Below are 20,202 nucleotides of genomic sequence, written 5' to 3'. Positions count from 1 at the left end.
CTGGAGGAACGATGAGCTGGTCCAGGGCCGTGGGTCAGGCAGGTGAGACTGGTGCCGTCCTCACGGATCGTCATGATCTCGGTCCGCGCGCTGTGCGCCGGCCCGGGCGGAAGCCGGTCGACGACCGTACTGCACTGGCAGGGACCGTGTATGTCCTGCGCAAGGGGTCGTGGTTGTACGGCGCACGGTGTCAGCGCACACGGTCCGCAGCGAGTCCGACGGGGCATCGTCGGCCACGGACCGCCGACCTGACCATGAGCGGCGTACACGAACGTCCCGTCCGAACGGATCGGCTGCTCCGAGGTCATCTGCCAGCGGCGGCTGCGGGACTGGCCCGAGGCCGTGGTATGGCCACGCCTGCATGAGATCCTGCTCGTCGAGGTACGACGTGTCGACCGGTTGGACATGGACGACTGCGCGATCGACGGCTCGCACGTCAGGGCGCTGAAAATGGGGGGCACACTGAGCCCTCGCCGGTCGACCGAAGCCGCCCCGGCAGCAAGCACCGTGTGATCGTCGACCGCCACGGCACCCCGCTTGCCGTCTCGCTGACCGGCGGCAACCGGCACGACGTCACCCAGTTCATCCCGCTCCTGGACGCGATTCCGCGCATCCGGGGCCGACGTGGCCGTCCTCGCCACAAGCCGAAGCGCGTGTACGTCGACCGAGGCTACGACTTCCGCAAGTACCGCCGACTCCTATGGGTCCGCGGCATCGTCCCGAAGATCGCGCGACGCGGCGCCCCGCACGGCTCCGGCCTGGACAAGACCCGTTGGGTGGTAGAGAGAACCCTGCGTGGCTGCACCAGCTCAAACGCCTGCACATCCGCTACGAGATACGCGCCGAAATCCACCGGGGGCTCCTCCAACTCGCCTACGCCATCATCTGCTTGAGACGGCTATGGACCGCATTCTGAAGCGATCGGTCAGACCAGTTCGCGGTGCTGTCCGTTCACCCAACGGATCTGTGCGACCGCATTCGCCGGCCACGCCAGCGTCTGGCGCAGCTCCAGCACCGGGCGGTGCTCGTCACACATGAGCGTCACGCGATGTGCGCCACCGGCGGCGGAATCAGGTCGAAGGCCAGCCAGGGCGTCCGCTCCTCGGCCTTCTCGGTCTTCGGCGACTTGCTGTGGGCGATGAGCCTGCCCAAGTTCTGTGCTGAACACGGCCGGCCCCGTTGAGTTCCGGCAGCCATGCCGGTTCATCCGGTTCGCCCCTTTTTACGCAAAGGGTTGTCACGGCCCATCGACTCGCCTGTCACAGGAACATCTTGATCCACATCACAGCGCAACGGCCCGACCGGAAGCAGGCATCCTCAAAAGCGACAGCGGCTCGCCAGTCCGAGCGGGCCGCACAAGACCACTTCCAAGGAGTGCGCATGCGCGTCAAGAAGATCTCCGCCCTCGCCGTGATCGTCGCCGCGACCGGCCTCTCGCTGACCGCGTGCGGCGCCAGCGACGGTTCGAGCGCGGCCACCCAGAACAGCACGTCGGCTTCCACGAACAGCTCCACGGGCGGCCAGGGCGCGGCCGACGCTTCCTCCGACGCTTCCTCCGGCACCTCCAGCGACACCACCGGCGGCACCGCAACCGGCACCGGCACCGGCACCAGCGGCAGCACCGGCAGCCACACCGGCACCAGCGGCGGCACAGGGAAGAAGACCCCCGCCCGGACCGGGACCACGGCGTCGGGCGCCCCGTGCAAGACCGAGCACCTCGGCTTCAGCGCCGCATCAGCCGGAGTCAAGAACGAGATCGTCGTCAACCTGAAGAACACCGGCTCCGCCACCTGCCGCATGCACGGCTTCCCCGGCGTCCAGCTCCTCGGCCCCGACGGCCTGGGCGACAAAGGCCCCGACGCCGCCCGCACCGACACCACCGCGCCCACCGTCACCATCGCCCCCGGCGAGGAGACCCGCTTCCTCCTCCACTACATCCCCGACACCAGCGGCTCCGGCAAGACCTACACCAGGCTCGCCGTCACCCCGCCCAACGAAACCGTCTTCGACGTCATGAACCTCGACGGCCTGAACATCACCGTCCCCGCCACCACCGGCAACGCCCCCGACGTATACGTCGACCCCGTCGGCTACCACACCGGCACCGGCAAGTGACCGCACCAACAATTCCGGCCCCCGCAAGACACCGGCCCCAGAGCCCCCGTTGGTCAGCGTGGCGCCGTAGGATCCGGTGCCCTCGACCCCGAAGGCCAGGATGGTGCCGAACGAGGCGGCCCAGTCTGCCAGTTGCTGAAACCCGCCGGTGTCGGTGGGGATCGTCAGGGTCGCCAGGATCCCGCCGATCGTGTCCATCACGGCCGCGACGTGCACGTGCTTGTGTGTGTCGACGCCGATCACGACATGCCCGGACCTGGGCTGCTCGCTGTGCTGCACGGGTGGTCCCTCCGGTCGGTAGCGTGGAGTTCACGCTGTCGCCGGTCGGACGGACAGGACTGTCGCGGGGACGCTTTGGCGAGTCGGCTTTAGGCTCCTATCAGGTCACGTCCGTCCGGCGGCAGCGCTTGCTGCGTGCCCGGCGGGCTGCGGCCCCCGCGCGCCCCGCACACTGCCGACCTTGACGTTGACGACGACCAGGAGGAGTGAGCGCCGCGTCCGCCGGCCGGGGCGGGTCGTCGTACTCCGGGAATCCCGCCACCGACCGGCGGGGACGGGACAGAGATCGCGGCAATGCCGGCAGCGGGTATCGGATGCGGCTCGGTCGCTCCGCGCCTATCTCAGACCGCCGCTCAGCACACGACCGAGTGCTGCCTGGCCTGCGGGGCCCCATGTCGGCTTGCCGCCGGGAAGGCCCCGGTCTCCGTTCTGTCCCATGAGCATGAGGAACAGGCTTTTCAGAGCGGCCAGACCGCGAGCGCGCCGGATCGTCCCCCCGTCTGCCTGCGCGTACACGTTGAAGAACCGCGAGGCGGCGCCCGCGGGAAGGATGACCCATGCGGCCGCGAGGTCCCACGCCGGATCGCCGGCGAACAGGGCGCCGAAGTCGACGATGCCCGAGAGCGTTCCGTCCGAGACGACGACATTCGCGGGATGAAGGTCGCCGTGCACCCAGAGTGGCGGGCCCTCCCACTCGGGCGCCGCGACGGCGTCGTCCCAGACGGCCCGGACATCGTCGGCGAGGTCGTCGGGGACGACGGAGTGGAAGAAGTGGTCGAAGCCGTCCGTGCACTTCTTGGGGTGAGCGCCGAAGTCCGAGCTGATCGGCGCCTCGGCGGGCGCCTCCCCGTGGAGCGCCCGGAGGAAGCCCGCCAGCGTGTCGGCCGCATGGTCGCCGCGGCTGATCGAGCTGTGGTCCAGCGGCTCGCCGGGAACCCACGTCATCACGGTCCAGTGCTTGGGGAAGCGCTCGGACGGTTCGCCGAACCGTACCGGGGTCGGCACCGGGAGCGGCAAGCGTGGGGCGAGCACGGGTAGCCACCGCCGCTCCTTGAGCTGGAGCTCCGGGGTGGGATCCATGCGCTGCATGCGCACGGCCAACTCGTTCCCGAGGCGCCACATTTGGTTGCCCCAGCCACCCGCCACCTCGCGGATGGCCAGCCCTGCAAGGTCTGGATGTTGCTCCTGCAGCAGGTCGCGGACCAGGTCTGCGGTGATCTCGATCTCGGTGTCGGTCATGCGAAGTCACAGTACTGGGGCAGGATTCCGGGTTCGCTCGTGATCCGCGACCGGCCAGCTGCCCGGGCCGGCAGCCGACGGCGGTACCTCGACGACGAAGAACAGGAAGTCGGGATGGGCCGACAGGCCCTGGAAGCCGTCCGGAAGTCGAAGGTATGGCTGGTAGTCGCGTGGTGGTCAGGTCGGGGACCCCGGTGCGCGTACGCCGTGAAAGGATGGCTCACCGACGCGATCAGCCGGCCGCCGGGCCGGAGTACCCGCCGCAACTCGGCCAGCGTCGGCCCCCAGTCCTCCAGGGAGCGCAGCACCGGCGCCGCGACCACGTCGTCGAACCTCCCGTCGGCGAACGTCGCGTAGGTCGACCACGTGGAGGGCTGCATCGTCGCCGAGCCGCCGCCTCGCCGGCGCGGCATCCCGGCGCTGATGCCGATGCCGGTGTGGGAAGGACAGGCCCTCGGTCGATGGGCCGACAACCAGCGCGCCGCGGCCCGCCACACCGTCAGGAACGCCGAGTGGCGCGCGGCAGGCGAGCAGGACGGTCCAGTACCGGGGAGCTGTCCGAGGCGCGCGGGAAGGCGCTGGAAGCGAACGACGCGGGATGGTGCCCGGTGTGGGATGCGGGACGGCAGCGCGTCTACCGGTTGTGCCAGGCACACGTGAGGGCCGGCGGCCCGCTCCCCGAGGCCGCGGGTGATGTGATCGTGCAGGGCGAAGGCCTGGGAGCGTGGGCGGCCGCGCAGCGTGCGGGACGGGACCGGCTGATGCCCCCGCAGCAGTACCTGCTGGAGTCGCTCGGGCTGGAGCCCAGCCCCGTCGCCGAGGGCGCGGCGGTGCGGCCGGTGGGGCGGCGGGAGGCGGCGCGCGCGGTCGACCTGGCGACGCCGCGGCCGTTCTTCGAGCGGGATGGGCACCTGCGGGTACCACGGAAGGCGGTAGAGGTGCTGTCGGACGGTGACCGAGATCCGACTGGGCGCCGTCGGCGACAACACCCGACGCCGCGCCGACAATCTGTCCGACGAGCAGCGCGCGGAGTGGACCACCCTCGGCATGCGCTGGTAGTGATCAGGAGGGAGAGGTAGCTCCAGCAGGCTTCGGATGGGCTGGGTGTCTCTGCCAGCGGCGGTCGGCCTTTCCGCGACTGCTGGTTCTGGGCCCCGGTCACCGTGTCTCCGTGGCCGCGGCCCCTTGGCGGCACACACCGCCGTGGCAGCCGACGGCGGGCAGAGCCGGACGGACTGGCACCGTGTCGTACGGCCCCGGTTGTAGGTGGCTACCGCCGTGGTTTACCAACCTGGGTTGGATGGCATCCGCGCCTGCCGGCCATAGGGTTCACGGCGACCAGGAGGTGGGCCATCGACGACTTGGCGGGCAGCGGGAGGACCCTGCCGACAGGTCGCCGGCCCTTGCGTTGACAGGAGGAAGAGTGAGACCGCACAAACTCATCGCTGGGATGTGCGCGGCGGCTGCCGTGGTCCTGGTGGCCACGCTCGGTTCTCCGGCGCAGGCCAGCGAGGCCCAAGGCGTCGTCACCGGCAGCGGGTACTACAAGGACGACTGGAACGACGAGGGCATCGTCTCCACGACCTCCCACACGCGGAGCAACGTGGCCGCGATGTGGCAGGCCGTACTGTGGGCTGACAAGTCGTTGAAACCCGACGGGAAGCCGATGTCCCTGGCGGACATCGACTGTGTCTTCGGGGCGCAGACGCAGTACACCACGAAGCGGTGGCAGCACCGTTACGCGGCAGCCGGCTTGGTGGCCGATGGCATCGTCGGACCGAAGACCCTGCACTACGCCGGCCGTGCACTGGACGAGGCCGGCGGCGACCGGTACGTCTACGTGGGCCTGACGGCGAACCACGGGGAGACGGGACGTTACGTGACGTTCGTCCGCTCCAGCAGCGGCGTCTGGAGCATGTACCTCGGCAATGAACTGCGGCCCCTGTACTACGGCAAGGCGACGTTCAGTGCCTGCCGCTGACCGGAACGGCGACCGACAGAGCGTGCGGCACGGCCTGGCCGTCTCCCGGCGACAGCTCAGGCATGCGCCCAGAACTCCAGCTCATACGGCCGGACGACTCCAGGAAGACATCCGGCCCTCTTCAGAGCACGACGACACACACGGAGGTACATCCATGTCGATTGTCACCGGTGCCCGGCGCATGGCCGTGGCGGGGCCCACCAGCCAAAGAAGGAAGCCCATGTCGTCACACGTCCGGCCACGCCTCACGATGGCGCTGACGGCCGCCATGGCGGCACTGGTGATCGGCGGTCTGACCGCCGCACCCGCGTCCGCCAGTAACAGCTACACCGGCGCCGCCTACATCGGCGGTCAAGGGGACTTCATGGACGACTGGACCGACGAAGGCATCCTGTCCACCAGCTCGAACACGAACTCCAACGCCACATGCTTGTGGCAGAAGGTCCTGTGGTCGTACGGCTACCTCAGCTGGGGGGAAGTAGACGGAAGGTTCGGCTCGGCCACCAAAACCGCCACTGTGAATTTCCAGACGAAGTGGATGGGCTTGAAGTACGCCGACGGTGCCGCGGGCAAGGACACGTTCACCGCGGCCAGTGGCCATGCCCCCTTCGCCCACGGCTACGGTCTCGCGACCGACAACGGCAGCGGCGTCACCACATACGTGGGGTCGAAACACTCGTTCAACCTCTGGCGTAACGGTGACGGCCACTACGACTTCTACGACAGCAGCGGTGTCGTCCGCAGCGCCGGATACAACTACCTCACCTGCACCTGAGCCTCGGCACGGGGCCGGGCGGCCCGGAGCGCGCGGGGGCGCCGCACGGCGGCCCGGCACGGGCGCGGGACGCGGCACGGACGACGCCGTGCCGGGCGGGCCAGGCCGACGGCGGGCAGCACAGAGGCGAGCAGCAGCGCCTCTCCGGGCATGCGGCCTGCAGGCCGCTTCTCAGCCTGCGGAGCGCCCACCGGTGCGCAGGCTGAGTGCCCGCTCGTCTCGTTCAGCCCGAAGTGCTGTGAACTGGGCGTTCAGCTCCAGCCAGCCATCGGGCGGCATGGGCTCGGATACGCGCTCGCCGTCCCAGCCGTCGAAGAAGGCGGCGCAGGAAGCTGGAAGGGCCTGAAGGGATGGAAGTCTTGATCTGGCGTCGGGCGTCCGGCTGATGGTGGGGCTCCCTGGTCGCGCTGTCGCCTTCGCAGGAAGGTCCTCGATACAGACAGCGCGCTGGGGTTGCCGTCTGCCGCGCGGCGGGCTGGAAGACGTGAGGCTGGCGCGCGGGCTGATGTGTCCGGTCGCTGAGGTGGACCCAGGTGCTGCTCGAGATCCGCATCGGAGATGCGGGAGTCCTCGGCGCCAGAGGCCACAGCGTAGTCCCGCATGCCTGTTGTAACTGAGCGCTCCACCTGGCTCGGCTGAGCGCTCTGTCTGGCCCGTCTGGCCAACTGCAACGCTCAGGTGTGCCAAGGGGCGAGCTATGGCATCGACAGGGCTGTACGCTCGGCTGCTTCCAGCCAGGTGGTGTACCAGCGGGCGAACGTCATAGGCAGCCCCTCGTCGTCGAGGAGCGGAGCGAGGTCGACGTCGTCTACCCGGCAGTCGGACCAGATCGTGCCGCGGTGGCTGCCGCTGATGATCAGCCACTCTCTTTGGGCGCAGCCCAGGTGACAGATCACGATGGCGCCGGCGGTGCGCTCAGGGGCGAACATGACGCTCTCCCACCGTTCGTCCCACGCCTCGATGGCGTCGTCGAAGTCCTCGACGGCGTCGAAGTCTTCTTCCCCAGGGCGTTGGGCGAGGACGTCGGTGAGCAGTTCCGGGTCCGGCCCCTGGCGGGGAAAGGGCTCGGCAAGCCCGGACAGGTCGGCCAGGTCCGCGCCGTCACCCTCCCAGCGCCAGCGGCCTTGCACACGGCGAACCGGGAACAAACCGTGCGCGGGGCCGGCGCCGCCCGCGCCGACGTGGAGCAGGAAGACTCGGTACTCCTGCGGCAGCCGCACGCCCATCTGAGCTTCGAGTTCGGCAAGCTCGTCCTGGGTGAGCGGGTCTTCCATGATCCACCTGTGTCCCCATGCCCCGAACACCTTGCTGCCTGCGGGACCTGCACCCGCCACCTCGACGCGCTGACGTACGTTCACCCACCACTGATCAGTCATATGCAGACCGTACGTGCCGCCATCGACACCCGGGGTGCGGGACCTCGCGCTGCCGTCGGCCGTCTTCGACGAGGTCTGCTCGAGGAAATCATCATGAAGGTCGGGGAGCACCGGGAACCGGCTGCCGCATCCCGGCGTGATCCGTCATGCTGACGCCGGTACCGATTACGGGAGGTGGCGGGTGGAGCGGGGCGCTCTCATCGCGGGCAGGTACGAGCTGACGCGGCCGCTCGGCCGGGGCGGCATGGGTGAGGTGTGGTCCGCCCGTGACCGGGACCTGCACCGCGATGTCGCCGTCAAGCTCCTGCACCACGACGACACCGCGTCGCCCGAGCTGCTCCAGCGCTTCGCACGCGAGGCCGTCGCCGCCGCCCAGATCAACCACCCGAACGTCGTGGCCCTCCATGATCGCGGCGTCCATGAGGACGTGCACTTCCTGGTCATGGAGCACGTCGAGGGCACCAGCCTCGCCCAGCATCTGCACCGGCACGGCCCCCAGCCCGTGGGGCGCGCCCTGGGGATCGCCGAGGAGATCTGCGCCGCCTTGGTCGCCGCGCACGCCGTCAACGTCGTGCACTACGACATCAAGCCGTCCAACGTCATGCTCACCGCCAACGGCCGCGTCAAGGTCGTGGACTTCGGCATCGCGGGCTTCACGCACACCCACACGTTCACGGTCGCGCCGACCAGCCTGCTCTCGCCGGTGGGCACCGCACAGTACGGAGCGCCGGAGCAGTTCCTGGACCAGCGGGGTGACGAACGCTCCGACCTCTACGCCCTCGGCAGCGTCCTGTTCGCTCTGCTCACCGGGGAGCCGCCGTTCGGCGACGGCAGTCCGCTGGCGGTGGTCCGCCGCAAACTCGACGAAGAGCCCCGGCGGGTGACCGCGGTACGTCCCGACGTCCCGGCGGCGGTGGCCCGGTTGCTGACGGACCTCCTCCAGCGCGACCCGGACGGCCGTCCCCGTACGGCGACGGCCGTGCGGCAACGCCTCGCCCGGCTGCGCGAGGACCCCGGCCGAACCGTCCCGCTCGCGCCGCCCGCCCCCACGCGCGCCCTTCGAGGCGACGGAGGCCACGAAGAGGGTGCGGAGCCGCCCAAGGACCCCGTCCCGGAGCCGCCCAAGGCCCACGTCCCGGCCCGACGTCGGACCGCCCGTGGAAGCATCCTGCTTCTCGCGGCCCTTCCCGTGGCCCTCGCCCTGGTGGCCACCGTCGTCCACTACGCCACGGCCGAGCACAGCACCGACCGTGCCGACGGCACGGGATCGAGCCCCGGTCCGAGCCCCACGGCGACGGCCCGGTTCCAGCGGATGCCGAACGTGTGCGGCTCCCTGGAGCGAAACCGGTTACGCGGATTCAACCAGCTGGCGGCCTGGGAGCTCACCGAGACCGACAACGACAGCAAGAACGCGAACTGCGGATGGAAGGCGGACGGCACCATCCCCTTCCAGCTGGTCCTCAACGCGCGGCTGCTCGACAGCGAGGCGGACGCGCGCAAGGAGATGGCCGCGATCACGCGTGGTCCCAATCCCTACGACCGCACCATCAACACCAGCGAAGTACCGGAGTCCGACCTGCCGGCGGACGAGGCGCTGCAGTCGGTCAAGGACGAGTCGAGCGAGAAGTCCGGCAAGAAGGACTCGACATGGGTTCATTTCCGGCGCGACAACCTCTTCGTCACTGTCTGGTACAGCGAGTCCGAGATCCCCGCGGACGAGACGGACCGGCAGAAGTTCTGCACGAGCAGGGCGGTACAGACCGCCCGTATCCTCGACGGGTTCCTCACGGACGAGCCGGAGAATCGTGAGAAGCCCATCTGGGGCTGACCGGCGTCGCGTGCAGGGGCGACCGCCCCGACTCGTCCCCGTCTGCGATTCTGTCCGGCATGTCCGCACGCAACCGACGGCTGCCCCGGCACCGTGCCTGACCCCTGACGAGAACCGACGTCACCGAGTATCTCGGCCCGCACCTGCACCACCTCAGGGAGCTGCGGTTCCTCCCCGGGGACGACAGCGGGACCATAGTCCTGCAAGTGGCGTGGGTGGCTCCGCACTCACGTACCTACGGCCGGGGCGTCCACCCGGACTCGGTCGGTTTCACCATCGACGTCCACCCGGTGGCCGCCGCAGACCGCGCCGCCGTTCGCGCCGTCCTGCGGGCGCAGGCCCTCCCGCAACTGCGCGAGTGGACCGAGCTGACGGACCGGAGCCAGCCGCCGGTCGCTGCGCTACTACGAGGAGCAGGGCCTGCTCGTCAGCTCCCGTTCGCCCAGCGGACAGCGCCACTACGAGGACGAGCACGTCCAGCGGGTGCGCCTCGTGCAGGCGTTCCTGGCAGCAGGCATGTCCAGCGGCACCATCGCCGAGATGGCGCCCTGCATGTCCGAGCCGACCGAGGACAGGGCGCGGCAGGCGCTGGAAATCATGGGCCGCGAGCGGGCCCGGCTGTCTGAGGCCATGGACGGCCTCGCGGCCGCCAGGGCCGCGCTGGACCACCTCATCGAGGACAACCACGCGTACCTGGCACGGTCGCCGGACGAAGTTCCGTGAACTGGGGGACGTTCGGATCAGCGCGCGGACCGGAGGAAGATGCCCGCGACGTGGAGTCCGGTCAGATAGATGGTCGCGGTCTTCTCGTAGCGGGTGGCGATGCCGCGCCACTGCTTCAACGTGGCGCACATGCACCGCTCGACGGTGTTGCGCTGTTTGTAGGCCCCTCGGTCGAAGGCGGGCGGTCTGCCGCCGCTGGTCCGCGCCGGGTCCGGCTGGTCCGCGCCGGGCCCGGCTGGCCCGCGCCGGGTCCGGTCGGCCCGCTGGTCGGCCCGTTCAGGGATCACCGCGCGGATGCCGCGTCTGCGCAGGTGGTCGCCGATCTCGCGGGACGAGTACGCCTACCAACGAAACGATCGCTTTCCCACAGGCCCCACCGGAGCTGCAAGCAGCGGCGGTTGACGCTTATCCGCGTGGGATGTCTTGTCAGCCAGGACCATGTCGGCCTGGTGCGGGACGCCAGGACCATGTCCGGCCTGGTGCGGGACGCCAGGACCATGTCCGGCCTGGTGCGGGACCGTCCGCGGCGGCGGGAAACGCGCAGGCGGTCCACGATGCCCGTGAAGGCGGGTGCGTCACCGGCCTGTCCGGCGGTGAGGACGAACGCCGGTGGCCGGCACCGGCCGTCGGCCGCGTGGTGGATCTTCGTGGTCGGTCCGCCGCGGGAGCGGCCGATGGCATGGTCCTCCGGCTCACAGTCCGGGGCCCCTTTTTGCAGGCCCCGGCCGCGTGCCGGTGAGCGCGCATGATCGCGGAGCTCACCGACACGGCCCAGGTCAGGTCCTCGTCCGCGCCGGCCTGGGCCAGCCAGGGCGGTGAACATCCGCTCCCAGGCGCCGTCGACCGCCCACTCCGCAGCCGATTGAAGACGCCCCGCCAGTTGCCGGACTTCTCCGGCGAATGCACCCGCCGGGCCCCGGTCTGGAACTTGTAGGCGATCGCGTCGATCACCTCACGAAGGTCCCACCAGCGGCCACTCCGCCTCAGCGTCCGGTCCGGGAGCAACGGCTCGGTCCGCGCCCACTGCGCATCAGCCAACGGCCCACCCAGACCAACGATCAGACGATCCGAACGAAACCGCCTAGTACGCGAGCTGCCCGATGCCTCCGTCAACGCGCAGCACGGTCCCTGCGGTGTAGGCGGATTCGTCCGACGCGAGGTAGACCGCCGCCTTCGCCAGCTCGGTGGCGGTTCCCAGGCGATGCAGAGGCACGGTCTGCCGGAGTTCCTCGTAGAGGGCGGCCTGGCGCTCGGGGCCGAGGGGCGCGAACGCGTTGGTGATCGTCGGGCCCGGGCTCAGGCCGTTGACGCGGATGCCCCGGTCCTTCAGCTCATGGGTCAGCCCGCGCGTGTAGGAGAGCAGGCCCGCCTTGGCCGCGCCGTAGACCGTGGCGTTCTCATGCCCGATGTACGCGGAGACCGAGCCGACGAGGATGACCGAGGACTGCTGCGAGAAGAGCGGCAGCAGGTCCCTGATCAGGAAGAACGGCGACTTCAGATTGGTCGCGAGGAGCCTGTCGAACGCCTCCTCGGTCCATGCCTCGATGGGGAGGTGGGTGACGTCGGCGGCGTTGCTCATCAGGATGTCGAGCTTGGGCCATTCCTCCCGCAGGCGCGCCGCGAGCGCCGCCTGGCCGGGTACGTCGCCGGCGTCACTGGCGATGGTCAGCAGCGGGCCGTCCAGCACCCGGGCCGCCTCGTCCAGCTTTTCCTGCGAGCGGCCGGTGATGGCGACGGTCGCTCCCTCGGCGAGGAATTCGCGGGCCGTTTCCAGGCCGATGCCGCTCGTCCCTCCTGTGATCAGTGCGTGCTTTCCTGCAAGACGATCCATTGTCCTGTCTCCCTTCAGATTGCGGTGCGGCCACCGTCGGCGGCCACGACCGCGCCGGTCATGTAACTGGCCCGGTCACTGGCGAGAAAGGCGATCACGTGGGCCACCTCGGCCGGGTCGGAGGTGCGCTTGAGTGCGGTGGTCAGGCCCATGCCACCCATGTCCGGGCCCATTGCCGCGACCACCTTCGAGGTGCGCATCGGGCCCGGAGCGACGGCGTTGACCCGCACGTTCGAGTCGGCGTATTCCGCCGCCCAAGTGCGGGTGAGCGATTCGAGCGCCGCCTTGGTGGCGCCGTAGACGGCCATGCCCGGCATGCCGAGGCCGGCCGCGGTGGAGCTGACGTTGACGATGCTGCCGCCGCCGCCCGCGGCCATCTTCTCCGCGAGCAGGCCGGTGAGCAGGAAGGGCGCCCGCACATTGACCGCGAAGGCGGCGTCGTAGCTCGCGAGGTCCTGACCGGTGGTCGGGGAGAACGTCATCACGCTGGCGTTGTTGATCAGGATGTCGACGGCTCCGGCGTCCTCGGCCAGCTGCCGCACGCCCGCCAGGCCGGACAGATCGGCGGCGATGAAACGCACCGTCTGGGCGGAGCCGCCACCGGCTGCGCGGAGGTCTTCCACGACCTGGGCGCCTCTCCGCGGATCGGTACCGGTAAGGATGAGGCCGGCTCCGCCCGCGGCCAGCGCCTTGGCCGTGGCGTGTCCGAGTCCGCCGATCGCACCGGATCCGGTGACGAGTGCCGTCTTGCCTGCGAATTCCATTGCTTCGCCCTCCCTGCCGGTCGGCGAGCGACCGACTTCTGTGTGACTGTTCAAGAAGTGTCCCAACGGAAGCTACGACTTCTTGAACGCCGAGTCAAGAAGTCGTAGTATCGGCCGTGTGGCACGAACCGGACGCCCCCGCGAGTTCGACAAGGAACGGACGCTGGAGCGCGCACTCGAACTCTTCTGGTCCCGGGGATACGGGGCGACGTCGATCCAGGACCTGGTCGACGCGCTGGCGGTCGAACGAGGCAGCCTCTACGGAGCGTTCGGCGACAAGCGCCGCTTCTACCTCGAAGCCGTCAGGCTCTACTGGGAGGTGTACGAGCGGCACCTGACCGCTGCGCTCGACACCAGCCCTCTCCTGCCGGCCCTGCGGGAGATCCTGAACCATCCCGCGCGGCTGGACGAACTGATCTCCGACGTGGGCGTGCCACATGGCTGCCTGGTCGGCAACACGACCGCCGAACTCGTCCCCCAGGACAGTGAGGCCACGGAGATCGTCACCCGCTCGTACCGCCGGTTCACCGACATCGTCGCCGGCGCGCTCCGCCGAGCACAGGCCGCCGGAGAGGTCACGGACACCTGCCCCCCCGAGGCCCAGGCGCAACTCCTCCTCTATATCGTCCAAGGCCTCTCGCTCGTGTCGAGAGCGGGGCTCGACAGGACGGCGGCCCTGGCGGCGATCGACACGGCGCTGGACGGGCTGCGGGCGTGACCGGAGCCCTCGGGGCGGCACCCATCGGCCCGGTCCACATGCTGACCGAGTGGGCGATGGCGAACGGCGACGCAGTGCCCGAGGCGCTCGAAGCGGATCCCGGGCCGGTCGCCCGCGGCGACTGACTGATCGTTTCGGAATGCGACGGGCGGGCCGGGCGGCCGTCACTCGTCCGGAGTCGGGCCATGAAGGCGATGAGCCGACCAGGGTGCATCCGACCTGCTCAGGTCTGAGGCCCCCGGACGCCTCGGTTGACCATCGCATTATCTGCAACTAGGTTGGTGGCAGTTGTCGGCGGCGACAGGAGTCGAAGATGGCGGGGCTCAGCAGCAGAAGCGCCGTCGCGATTCACGCGCTTGCGATGCTGGCGCACCGGCGGGGAGGCTCGTTGACTTCCGCCGAGATCGCGGACAGCCTCGAAAGCAATCCAGTTCTTGTGCGGCGCATCCTCGGCCGCTTGAGAGACGCTCACCTCGTGCGGTCCACCGAGGGGCGGGGAGGTGGCTGGTCCCTCGCTCGCACCCCGCGGGACATCACGCTCTATGACGCGTACGCCGCCGTGGAGGGGGAGCAGATCTTCTCCAGGCACCCCCATCCGCCCAGCGGGGCGTGTGCGGTCGGCCGCAACATCGGCGACCTGCTCGACGCCGAGTTCCAGAACGCGGAGCGGGCTCTGGAGGAACGGCTCGGCAGGACGACGATCGCCGCCCTGCTGCAGCAGATACTGGCCTCCGACAACGAAGCGAAGGACCGCTGATTCAGCGGTGGTGTGACGCATACACGTCCTGCGTCATGACGCACACCCAAACTGTAACTCTCTTAGTTGCAGTTTGCTCCGGGGCCCGGTGCTCCAGGACCTCCCGGCTCCCGGTGTCAGCAGCACCGTCCATCTGCACGCACCCGAACCTGAACACCTGCTCATTACGTGCCAGGAATGAGAGCGATGAACCAGAAAAACGAAGCGACCGCGACCGCCGAGGCTCGCGGTCCTGCGACCTACGACCTCGTGATCAGTCGCGCACGTGTCTTCGACGGCCGCCAGACGCTCACCGGCCTGTATGACGTCGCCGTCGACGGCGCACGGATCGCTTCCGTATCGGCCGAGCCACTCAGGGGCAGACAGGAGGTGGACGCGGCCGGAGGATGGGTCATGCCGGGTCTGATCGACACTCATATCCACTTCTACGACGTACGCGCGGTCTCCGATCCCGATTCGATGCGGGCCTTCGAGGAGAACGAGCTCCCGGGACGGCTCGGGCTGTTCCTCGACCACGGGATCACCACCATCAAGTCGGTGGGCGATCCGACGGACGGAATCCTGGCCACACGGGCCAGAATCGCCGCTGGCACGCTGCGGGGCCCGCGACTGCTGGCGACCGGTTGCGGCATCACCGGACGCGGTGGGCACCCCGCCGCCACGGTCTTCAGCGACAACCCCTGGGCGCGCGAGCGCTTCACGGGGGAGGCCGGCAACGTGCAGGAGATCCGCGATCTGGTGCACCACCTGGCTGACCGCAAGGTGGACGCGATCAAACTCCTGTCAGAGGGGGCGTGCGCACACTCCGGCGGGCCGAAATACCTCTGGCAGAATCCTGCCTTTCCGGATGGTGTGGAGTTGGAACGGCTTCCCCTCGACCTCCTTCGGGCGGGTATCGAGACCGGGCACGAGCGGGGTCTTCGGGTCACCGTCCACACCACCCAGCAAGCCGCGGCACGCGAGGCGATCGAGGCCGGGGCGGACGGCCTGGAGCACGGGGTCACCGTCGAGCCCCTCACCGACCGCTCGCTCATCGACCTGATGCTCGAACACGGCATCACCTACACACCCACGCTGTGGATCGACGACGCCCACCCGGACGCCCGTGGCAATCTCCGGAAGGTCGCCGAGAGCGGCGTGCACATCGCGCTGGGCAGCGACACCTTCAGTGGTCGGGGCCTGTTCGGAGCCAACACTCTGGAAGAGGCCGAACTCATGGTGGCGGCCGGGATGACGCCCACCCAGGTGCTGGTCGCAGGCACCAGCGGTGCGTCGCGGCAGTGTGTACGCCCCGACCTCGGCACGGTGGCCCCCGGCAAGCGCGCCGACCTGCTCGTGCTGAACGCCGATCCCACCACGGACATCCGCAACGTACGCGATCTCCGCATGGTGCTCCTGAACGGCGAACTCGCCGTCGACAAACGCTAGATGCTCTGTCCGGGGAAGCTGTGAACGGGTGAGCCAGGTCCCCGCTGGGGGATCTTGAACAGGTGAGGGCCTTTCGTTGCTCGGTGCGGATTGCGACATCTGCACCGAGCAACGAAAGGCCCTCGTGGACCACGGTAATGCACCCCTGACCGAGACCGGACGGCTGCACCTGGCACGCTGCGTGGTCGAAGCCGACTGGCCTCTTCACCGGGCCGCGGAACGCTTCCGGGCCGAAGGGCGGGAAGGTGTCGGTGGGATGCGCGCGCCAGTGCTGCGGGGCGCTGGGCAAGCGGGCCGTCTGCCAGGTCGCGGTCAGTGTGCACGCGGTCTCCGGCACCGCGTCCTGCCCGCTGCAGTGGCGGTTGTCCGTCTCCCGGGAGTGGGCCGACGATCCGGGGTGGCGGCGCAGGACCGGGATGCCGCAGGAGATCGGGCACCGGGAGAAGTGGCGCCTGACCTTGGACAGCATCGATGAGCTGGTCGGGTGGGGCATGGTCCCGCCGGTGCCGGTGGCCGACGCCGGCTACGGGCAGAACGCCGACTCCCGCGACGCCTCGACGGCCGGGGCATCGGCTATGTCGTCGCCATCCGCTCGGATGCGGCCGTCCAATCGCACGACGCCGCGCCGGTCCCGCCGCGCCCTGCGCCCGGAGGGCCCGTACCCTCCGAACGCTGTGGGTGTGGGGCGGGCTAGCAAAATCCGTTCAGGCCCCACCACTCGCCGTTGGTGCGCTCGCCGCCCGCCAGGAGGCCGTTGCCGCGGCCCTGGTAGGTGACCAGCCAGCCGAGGTTTCCGGAGCCGCCGTCGATGACGTACTTGTCGTTGGTGACGGCGGCCAGGTCGGGTCGGCCGTCGCCGGAGAAGTCGCCGACCGCGATGAGGTTCGCCATCGCGTTCCAGCCGCCGTTGCCGACCAGGACGCGTCCGCCGAGGGCCGAGGCGCGGCCCGGGTAGAGCCACAGCTTGCCGGTGGAGGCCTCACGGGCGTAGAGGTCGGGGCGGCCGTCGCCGTTCATGTCGCCCACTCCGGTCAGCGCGTTCACGCCGTTCCAGCCGCCGGTGCCGATCAGCTTGCGTGAGCCGAGGGCGCCGGTGGAGGTGCCCGGGTACAGATACAGCTTGCCGGTGGACTTCTCGGCGGCGATCAGGTCGGCGCGGCCGTCGCCGGTCAGGTCACCGACGGCGGTGATCTCGCGCATGCCGTTCCAGCCGCCCGTGCCGATCAGCTTGCGGGCGCCCAGGGACCCGGTGGAGGTGCCGGGGTAGAGCCACAGCTTGCCGGTGGATGTCTCGCGGGCGATGAGGTCCTCGCGGCCGTCCCGGCTGAAGTCTCCGTGCCGGGTCAGGGCGTTCATGGCGTTCCAGCCGCCCGTGCCGATCAGCTTGCCGGTGCCGGTTCCCGAGGCCAGCCACAGCCGGCCGGCCTCGTCGCGGGCGATCACGTCGGTCCTGCGATCGCCGTTCATGTCACCGAAACCGGGCGTCTCGGGGGACGCCTCGGCGGACCAGCTCGGGTAGGCCTGCTGAGAGCATTCGCGCTCGGTGCGGGCGAACTTGACCGAGCTGATCGTCGCGGTGGGGGACGAGGAGTACTCGCCGGCGCCATTGGGGTCCGCGGGGAAGTAGCCGCCCCAGGGGCTGTAGTTCTTGTCGTCGTAGAGGCAGGCGATGGACTTCGTACGGTTGACGTACGAATGGATTTTGTTGTCCCAACTGCCGAGATCCGCGACGCTCTTGTTCGTCTTGTACATCGTCCCGGTCGCGCTCTGGCCCGACCAGCCGCACCAGTAGCCCGTCGGGCAGTCGTACGAACTGGCCGCTGCCGAAGTGGCGTTCACGGCGGCCACACCGGTGCCGGCGAGCACGAGACCGGCGAGCGCCGCCGCCCCCCGGGCAAAACGGTTTCCCATATGCATCCCTCCCTTGGCTGTGCGCTCGTACTTTACCCCGCCTTTACCGGTGGGGGTATTCCTTCATGGGGAGGGACGCGATGCGCCGGCGGAGTGCCCCGGACAGCAGCCGCAGGCCGGCACACCAGTAGCACGGGGACGATCGGTCCGGGAACCCGGCTTGTCGACGGACACCTCATGGATCCGGCGGAGCAACCCGCAGCCACGAAGACCCACACCCGACTCGGCACCTGTCGGGACGGTCCCGTCCCAGCGGATCCAGGGCTGAGGAGCGACGGTGGCCTCGGCGCAGCGTGGCAGCAGCGGGCGATCGCCTCACGGAATAGGTCGAACAGGCGCCGCAGGGTCACGTGGGGCTGTGTAGCGAACGGTGGAACTCGGTCGGACTTTTTCAGCGGCTGCCGACGGTGAGCCGACCGTCGGAGGTGATATCGAAAGCCTGCGGGGCAGCCCTTCCAGCGCATGGTCCGGCGGTTCGGCTCAGGTGCTGCGCGCGCGGGCGGCGAGCAGGGCTGCCAGGGTGCACGGTGCGAGCAGTGCACCAGGTCCATCATGCCCACGGCGGTTCCGGACCGGACGGGCAACGCCGCCGTCCCAGCGGCCCTCCGGGCGCTGATCCGCAACGCCCGCCCCGTCGGGATCAGCGTCCCGGTCTTCGACCTTCTCCGGGACTGGGACACGAGATCAATCCTTGCTGCTCATACGGTGCTCGCGATGGGTCTGCCGCCGTCCGGGTCGTCGGATGGGCGCCTCGGTGGTGAACCACGTAGGCAGCAGTTCAGGGTGCTGATCGGTTACCTGGCGGGCAGCCGCGGAACGCCGCTGCAGGTGATCTGGTGGCTGTGTTGACGGGGCCGCCCAGATTCACCACGAGTGCGATTGCGTCCGCTCACGTCTGAGGAGTCTCCGGATCAGCAGGAACACACCCACAGCGATCAGGGTCATCCCCATGAGGATCAGGGCCGCACCCAGGGTGATCAGAAACGTCCCGATGAGGATCAGTAGTGCCCCGGCGAGGACCAGCAGTGTGCCGATGATGAAGAGAAAGATGGCGAGGACGGTCACAGTTGTCCTCCTGTCTCCCTCCCGCTCTAGCTTCTTCCCCGCTCCCCGAGGCTCCGATGTCCCGGAGGTGGGGGGCAAGGTGGGGATGATCCCGTAGACGTACATCGGAGCGATGTCCTGCCCCCACGTCCGCAGTAGCGGGGGCCGCGCGGCAGACGCGGGCCTGTCGCGGTCAGGGAGCCGGCCACCGTGGTACTGGAATGCCATCCGAGCAGACGTGAGGACTTGTGGTATGTCTCACAATAGTGAATAACAGATGAAAGGCACGCAATCATATCGAAAGGTGCCAGCTGATGAGTGCAATGTCCGCAGAATCCGGGGCAGGCAGCGGGACCTCCGGGAACCCGCCCTCTTCCATGACCGGGCCCAAGAGCCTGGTGACGGAGCGGGGGCGCACCACGATCGCGGACGTGGTGGTGCAGAAGATCGCCGGGATCGCCGCCCGTGAGGTGGCGGGGGTGTACGACCTCGGCACCGGCGGGACGCGGGCGATCGGCGCGGTACGCGAGCGCATCCCGGGCTCGCGGGGGCCGAGCGTCACCCAGGGTGTGTCGGTGGAGGTCGGCGAGACGCAAGCCGCGGTGGACGTGGACATCGTCTGCGTGTACGGCGTGTCGATCGCGGAGTTGGCGGCCGCGGTCCGCCGTAACATCATCCAGGCGATCGAAGGCATGACCGGTCTGCAGGTCGTCGAGGTGAACATCGCGGTGGACGATCTCCGCGTGGCCGGGGACGCGGACGAGGACGCGGACGCAAGTCCGGTCACGCGCGTGCAATGAGCCAGTCCGAGTTCTCCTGCCTCAGTGCGGCGAAAGCCGCGCTGGTACCCGAGCGGGACCCTGATGTGATCGCGGCAGCCGCGGGCGGCTGTCCGGCGGTCAGCCGGCTGTCCGCGGGCCCGTTCGGTGCCGCCGCCGCCTGTCTGCCGGGGCGGCGCGTGGCGGGGGTACAGGTCGCGGGAGAAGTCGTGCGCGTGCACGTGGTCGGCCGCTACGGCCATGCGATGGCGGAGATCGGCGCGCAGGTGCGCGACGCCGTGGCCGCCGTCGCCCCGGGAGCGGTGGTGGACGTGGTCATCGAGGACCTGGACCTCGGCGATCTGCCTCCCGGCGGATGAGGGCCGCCGAACGCTTCCTGTCTACTTCCGCCCGTCTGCTGTGAGGTGTGCTGTGACTCCTACCGCTCTCGGCCTGGGTTTTGGCGTGGCTCTGGGCTTCGCCGGTGTCTTCGGTGGCATCGTCGCCTTCGTCGTGGTCCTGGTCGTGGGGCTGGCCGGACTGCTTGTCGGCTGGGTCTTCGAGGGAGGATTCGACCTGCGGGCGTCCCGCGACGCCTACCGCGCCGGTACCCACCGCTCCCGGACGCGGGTGTGAACGGCCCCCGCGATGGCGTCGACACCGACGCGCCACAGG

General features: G+C 69.5%; 16 protein-coding genes and 10 pseudogenes. 15 read left to right on the top strand and 11 right to left on the bottom strand.

Annotated elements, in window-relative coordinates; genetic code table 11:
• Positions 1-29 precede the first annotated feature (29 nt).
• Together AB0G56_RS32080 and AB0G56_RS32075 are read left to right on the top strand one after the other, a co-directional pair.
• Positions 30-916: pseudogene (locus tag AB0G56_RS32080) on the top strand (IS5 family transposase).
• Positions 917-1,380: 464 nt separating this feature from the next.
• Positions 1,381-2,115: a DUF4232 domain-containing protein gene (locus AB0G56_RS32075; RefSeq protein ID WP_360976333.1), complete on the top strand. Its 735-nt coding sequence runs from the start codon at positions 1,381-1,383 to the stop codon at positions 2,113-2,115.
• A 60-nt stretch (positions 2,116-2,175) separates the two neighbouring features.
• Here AB0G56_RS32075 and AB0G56_RS32070 read toward each other — a convergent pair.
• The 3 genes and pseudogenes from AB0G56_RS32070 to AB0G56_RS32060 form a co-directional block, all read right to left on the bottom strand.
• Positions 2,176-2,358, bottom strand: a pseudogene (locus AB0G56_RS32070) (transposase); the annotation flags it as partial.
• 372 nt (positions 2,359-2,730) lie between these two features.
• Entirely contained in the window at positions 2,731-3,633 is a 903-nt protein-coding gene (locus AB0G56_RS32065; protein ID WP_360976327.1) for an aminoglycoside phosphotransferase family protein, read from the bottom strand.
• Positions 3,634-3,639: 6 nt separating this feature from the next.
• Positions 3,640-4,035 (bottom strand): annotated as a pseudogene (locus AB0G56_RS32060) (methyltransferase domain-containing protein); the annotation flags it as partial.
• A 1,021-nt stretch (positions 4,036-5,056) separates the two neighbouring features.
• On the opposite strand from AB0G56_RS32060, the gene AB0G56_RS32055 reads away from it, so the two are divergent.
• Positions 5,057-5,614 (top strand): peptidoglycan-binding domain-containing protein, encoded by a 558-nt coding sequence (locus AB0G56_RS32055; protein WP_360976324.1) that lies wholly within the window; start codon positions 5,057-5,059, stop codon positions 5,612-5,614.
• Positions 5,615-5,768: 154 nt separating this feature from the next.
• Entirely contained in the window at positions 5,769-6,389 is a 621-nt protein-coding gene (locus AB0G56_RS32050; protein ID WP_360976321.1) for a peptidoglycan-binding domain-containing protein, read from the top strand.
• Positions 6,390-7,084: 695 nt separating this feature from the next.
• Here AB0G56_RS32050 and AB0G56_RS32045 read toward each other — a convergent pair.
• Complete coding sequence (locus tag AB0G56_RS32045) at positions 7,085-7,765, bottom strand: SMI1/KNR4 family protein (RefSeq protein ID WP_360976462.1); 681 nt, start codon at positions 7,763-7,765, stop codon at positions 7,085-7,087.
• Positions 7,766-7,946: 181 nt separating this feature from the next.
• On the opposite strand from AB0G56_RS32045, the gene AB0G56_RS32040 reads away from it, so the two are divergent.
• Both AB0G56_RS32040 and AB0G56_RS32035 read left to right on the top strand, forming a co-directional pair.
• A complete protein-coding gene (locus AB0G56_RS32040) occupies positions 7,947-9,593 on the top strand; it encodes a serine/threonine-protein kinase (protein WP_360976318.1) in 1,647 nt (548 codons plus the stop codon).
• 372 nt (positions 9,594-9,965) lie between these two features.
• A pseudogene (locus tag AB0G56_RS32035) lies at positions 9,966-10,316 on the top strand (MerR family transcriptional regulator); the annotation flags it as partial.
• Positions 10,317-10,333: 17 nt separating this feature from the next.
• Here the strand turns inward: AB0G56_RS32035 and AB0G56_RS32030 are convergent.
• The 5 genes and pseudogenes from AB0G56_RS32030 to AB0G56_RS32010 form a co-directional block, all read right to left on the bottom strand.
• Positions 10,334-10,657, bottom strand: a pseudogene (locus AB0G56_RS32030) (hypothetical protein); the annotation flags it as partial.
• A gap of 242 nt (positions 10,658-10,899) precedes the next feature.
• Positions 10,900-11,004 (bottom strand): annotated as a pseudogene (locus tag AB0G56_RS32025) (IS5/IS1182 family transposase); the annotation flags it as partial.
• Positions 11,005-11,177: 173 nt separating this feature from the next.
• Positions 11,178-11,354, bottom strand: a pseudogene (locus AB0G56_RS32020) (transposase); the annotation flags it as partial.
• A gap of 43 nt (positions 11,355-11,397) precedes the next feature.
• Complete coding sequence (locus AB0G56_RS32015; protein ID WP_360976315.1) at positions 11,398-12,147, bottom strand: SDR family oxidoreductase; 750 nt, start codon at positions 12,145-12,147, stop codon at positions 11,398-11,400.
• A gap of 14 nt (positions 12,148-12,161) precedes the next feature.
• Positions 12,162-12,911 (bottom strand): SDR family oxidoreductase, encoded by a 750-nt coding sequence (locus AB0G56_RS32010; protein WP_360976312.1) that lies wholly within the window; start codon positions 12,909-12,911, stop codon positions 12,162-12,164.
• 118 nt (positions 12,912-13,029) lie between these two features.
• Between AB0G56_RS32010 and AB0G56_RS32005 the strand changes: the two genes are divergently transcribed.
• From AB0G56_RS32005 to AB0G56_RS31980, 6 genes and pseudogenes are all read left to right on the top strand, one after another.
• Entirely contained in the window at positions 13,030-13,629 is a 600-nt protein-coding gene (locus AB0G56_RS32005) for a TetR/AcrR family transcriptional regulator (RefSeq protein ID WP_360976309.1), read from the top strand.
• Positions 13,630-13,637: 8 nt separating this feature from the next.
• A pseudogene (locus AB0G56_RS32000) lies at positions 13,638-13,754 on the top strand (transcriptional regulator); the annotation flags it as partial.
• A 188-nt stretch (positions 13,755-13,942) separates the two neighbouring features.
• Complete coding sequence (locus AB0G56_RS31995; RefSeq protein WP_360976306.1) at positions 13,943-14,386, top strand: Rrf2 family transcriptional regulator; 444 nt, start codon at positions 13,943-13,945, stop codon at positions 14,384-14,386.
• Positions 14,387-14,572: 186 nt separating this feature from the next.
• On the top strand, positions 14,573-15,814 hold the full coding sequence (locus tag AB0G56_RS31990) for an amidohydrolase family protein (RefSeq protein ID WP_360976303.1): 1,242 nt from the start codon (positions 14,573-14,575) through the stop codon (positions 15,812-15,814).
• A gap of 124 nt (positions 15,815-15,938) precedes the next feature.
• Positions 15,939-16,043: pseudogene (locus AB0G56_RS31985) on the top strand (leucine zipper domain-containing protein); the annotation flags it as partial.
• Positions 16,033-16,442, top strand: a pseudogene (locus AB0G56_RS31980) (transposase); the annotation flags it as partial. The pseudogenes AB0G56_RS31985 and AB0G56_RS31980, both read left to right, overlap by 11 nt.
• A gap of 62 nt (positions 16,443-16,504) precedes the next feature.
• Here the strand turns inward: AB0G56_RS31980 and AB0G56_RS31975 are convergent.
• Both AB0G56_RS31975 and AB0G56_RS31970 read right to left on the bottom strand, forming a co-directional pair.
• A complete protein-coding gene (locus AB0G56_RS31975) occupies positions 16,505-17,725 on the bottom strand; it encodes an FG-GAP-like repeat-containing protein (RefSeq protein WP_360976300.1) in 1,221 nt (406 codons plus the stop codon).
• 864 nt (positions 17,726-18,589) lie between these two features.
• Positions 18,590-18,790, bottom strand: coding sequence for a hypothetical protein (locus AB0G56_RS31970; RefSeq protein ID WP_360976298.1), 201 nt, complete (start codon positions 18,788-18,790; stop codon positions 18,590-18,592).
• Positions 18,791-19,146: 356 nt separating this feature from the next.
• Here AB0G56_RS31970 and AB0G56_RS31965 point away from each other — a divergent pair, with 356 nt between their 5' ends.
• Genes AB0G56_RS31965 through AB0G56_RS31955 form a run of 3 tightly spaced genes read left to right on the top strand, consistent with a single transcriptional unit; the run spans position 19,147 to position 20,163 of the window.
• The gene (locus tag AB0G56_RS31965; RefSeq protein ID WP_360976296.1) at positions 19,147-19,569 is read left to right on the top strand and encodes an Asp23/Gls24 family envelope stress response protein; all 423 of its coding nucleotides are present in this window, start codon (positions 19,147-19,149) and stop codon (positions 19,567-19,569) included.
• Positions 19,566-19,907 (top strand): hypothetical protein, encoded by a 342-nt coding sequence (locus AB0G56_RS31960; protein WP_360976294.1) that lies wholly within the window; start codon positions 19,566-19,568, stop codon positions 19,905-19,907. Before AB0G56_RS31965 ends, AB0G56_RS31960 begins: the two co-directional genes overlap by 4 nt.
• Before the next feature lie 52 nt (positions 19,908-19,959).
• Positions 19,960-20,163 carry a hypothetical protein gene (locus tag AB0G56_RS31955; RefSeq protein WP_360976292.1) on the top strand — a complete coding sequence of 68 codons (204 nt, stop codon included), beginning with the start codon at positions 19,960-19,962 and terminating at the stop codon, positions 20,161-20,163.
• Positions 20,164-20,202: the final 39 nt, after the last annotated feature.

This window comes from Streptomyces sp. NPDC021356, assembly GCF_040641015.1.
Classification (GTDB): domain Bacteria; phylum Actinomycetota; class Actinomycetes; order Streptomycetales; family Streptomycetaceae; genus Streptomyces.
Note: the sequence above shows the minus strand (reverse complement) of the source record. Positions and strands in the feature narration are given on the sequence as shown.

Excerpts from the sequence above, each read along its gene's own strand:
- AB0G56_RS31965 (WP_360976296.1), top strand. The coding sequence starts at position 19,147 with ATGACCGGGCCCAAGAGCCTGGTGACGGAGCGGGGGCGCACCACGATC.
- AB0G56_RS32010 (WP_360976312.1), bottom strand. The coding sequence starts at position 12,911 with ATGGAATTCGCAGGCAAGACGGCACTCGTCACCGGATCCGGTGCGATC.
- AB0G56_RS31960 (WP_360976294.1), top strand. The coding sequence starts at position 19,566 with ATGAGCCAGTCCGAGTTCTCCTGCCTCAGTGCGGCGAAAGCCGCGCTG.
- AB0G56_RS32050 (WP_360976321.1), top strand. The coding sequence starts at position 5,769 with ATGTCGATTGTCACCGGTGCCCGGCGCATGGCCGTGGCGGGGCCCACC.
- AB0G56_RS32015 (WP_360976315.1), bottom strand. The coding sequence starts at position 12,147 with ATGGATCGTCTTGCAGGAAAGCACGCACTGATCACAGGAGGGACGAGC.
- AB0G56_RS31990 (WP_360976303.1), top strand. The coding sequence starts at position 14,573 with ATGAACCAGAAAAACGAAGCGACCGCGACCGCCGAGGCTCGCGGTCCT.
- AB0G56_RS31995 (WP_360976306.1), top strand. The coding sequence starts at position 13,943 with ATGGCGGGGCTCAGCAGCAGAAGCGCCGTCGCGATTCACGCGCTTGCG.
- AB0G56_RS31975 (WP_360976300.1), bottom strand. The coding sequence starts at position 17,725 with ATGGGAAACCGTTTTGCCCGGGGGGCGGCGGCGCTCGCCGGTCTCGTG.
- AB0G56_RS32045 (WP_360976462.1), bottom strand. The coding sequence starts at position 7,765 with ATGACTGATCAGTGGTGGGTGAACGTACGTCAGCGCGTCGAGGTGGCG.
- AB0G56_RS32065 (WP_360976327.1), bottom strand. The coding sequence starts at position 3,633 with ATGACCGACACCGAGATCGAGATCACCGCAGACCTGGTCCGCGACCTG.
- AB0G56_RS32075 (WP_360976333.1), top strand. The coding sequence starts at position 1,381 with ATGCGCGTCAAGAAGATCTCCGCCCTCGCCGTGATCGTCGCCGCGACC.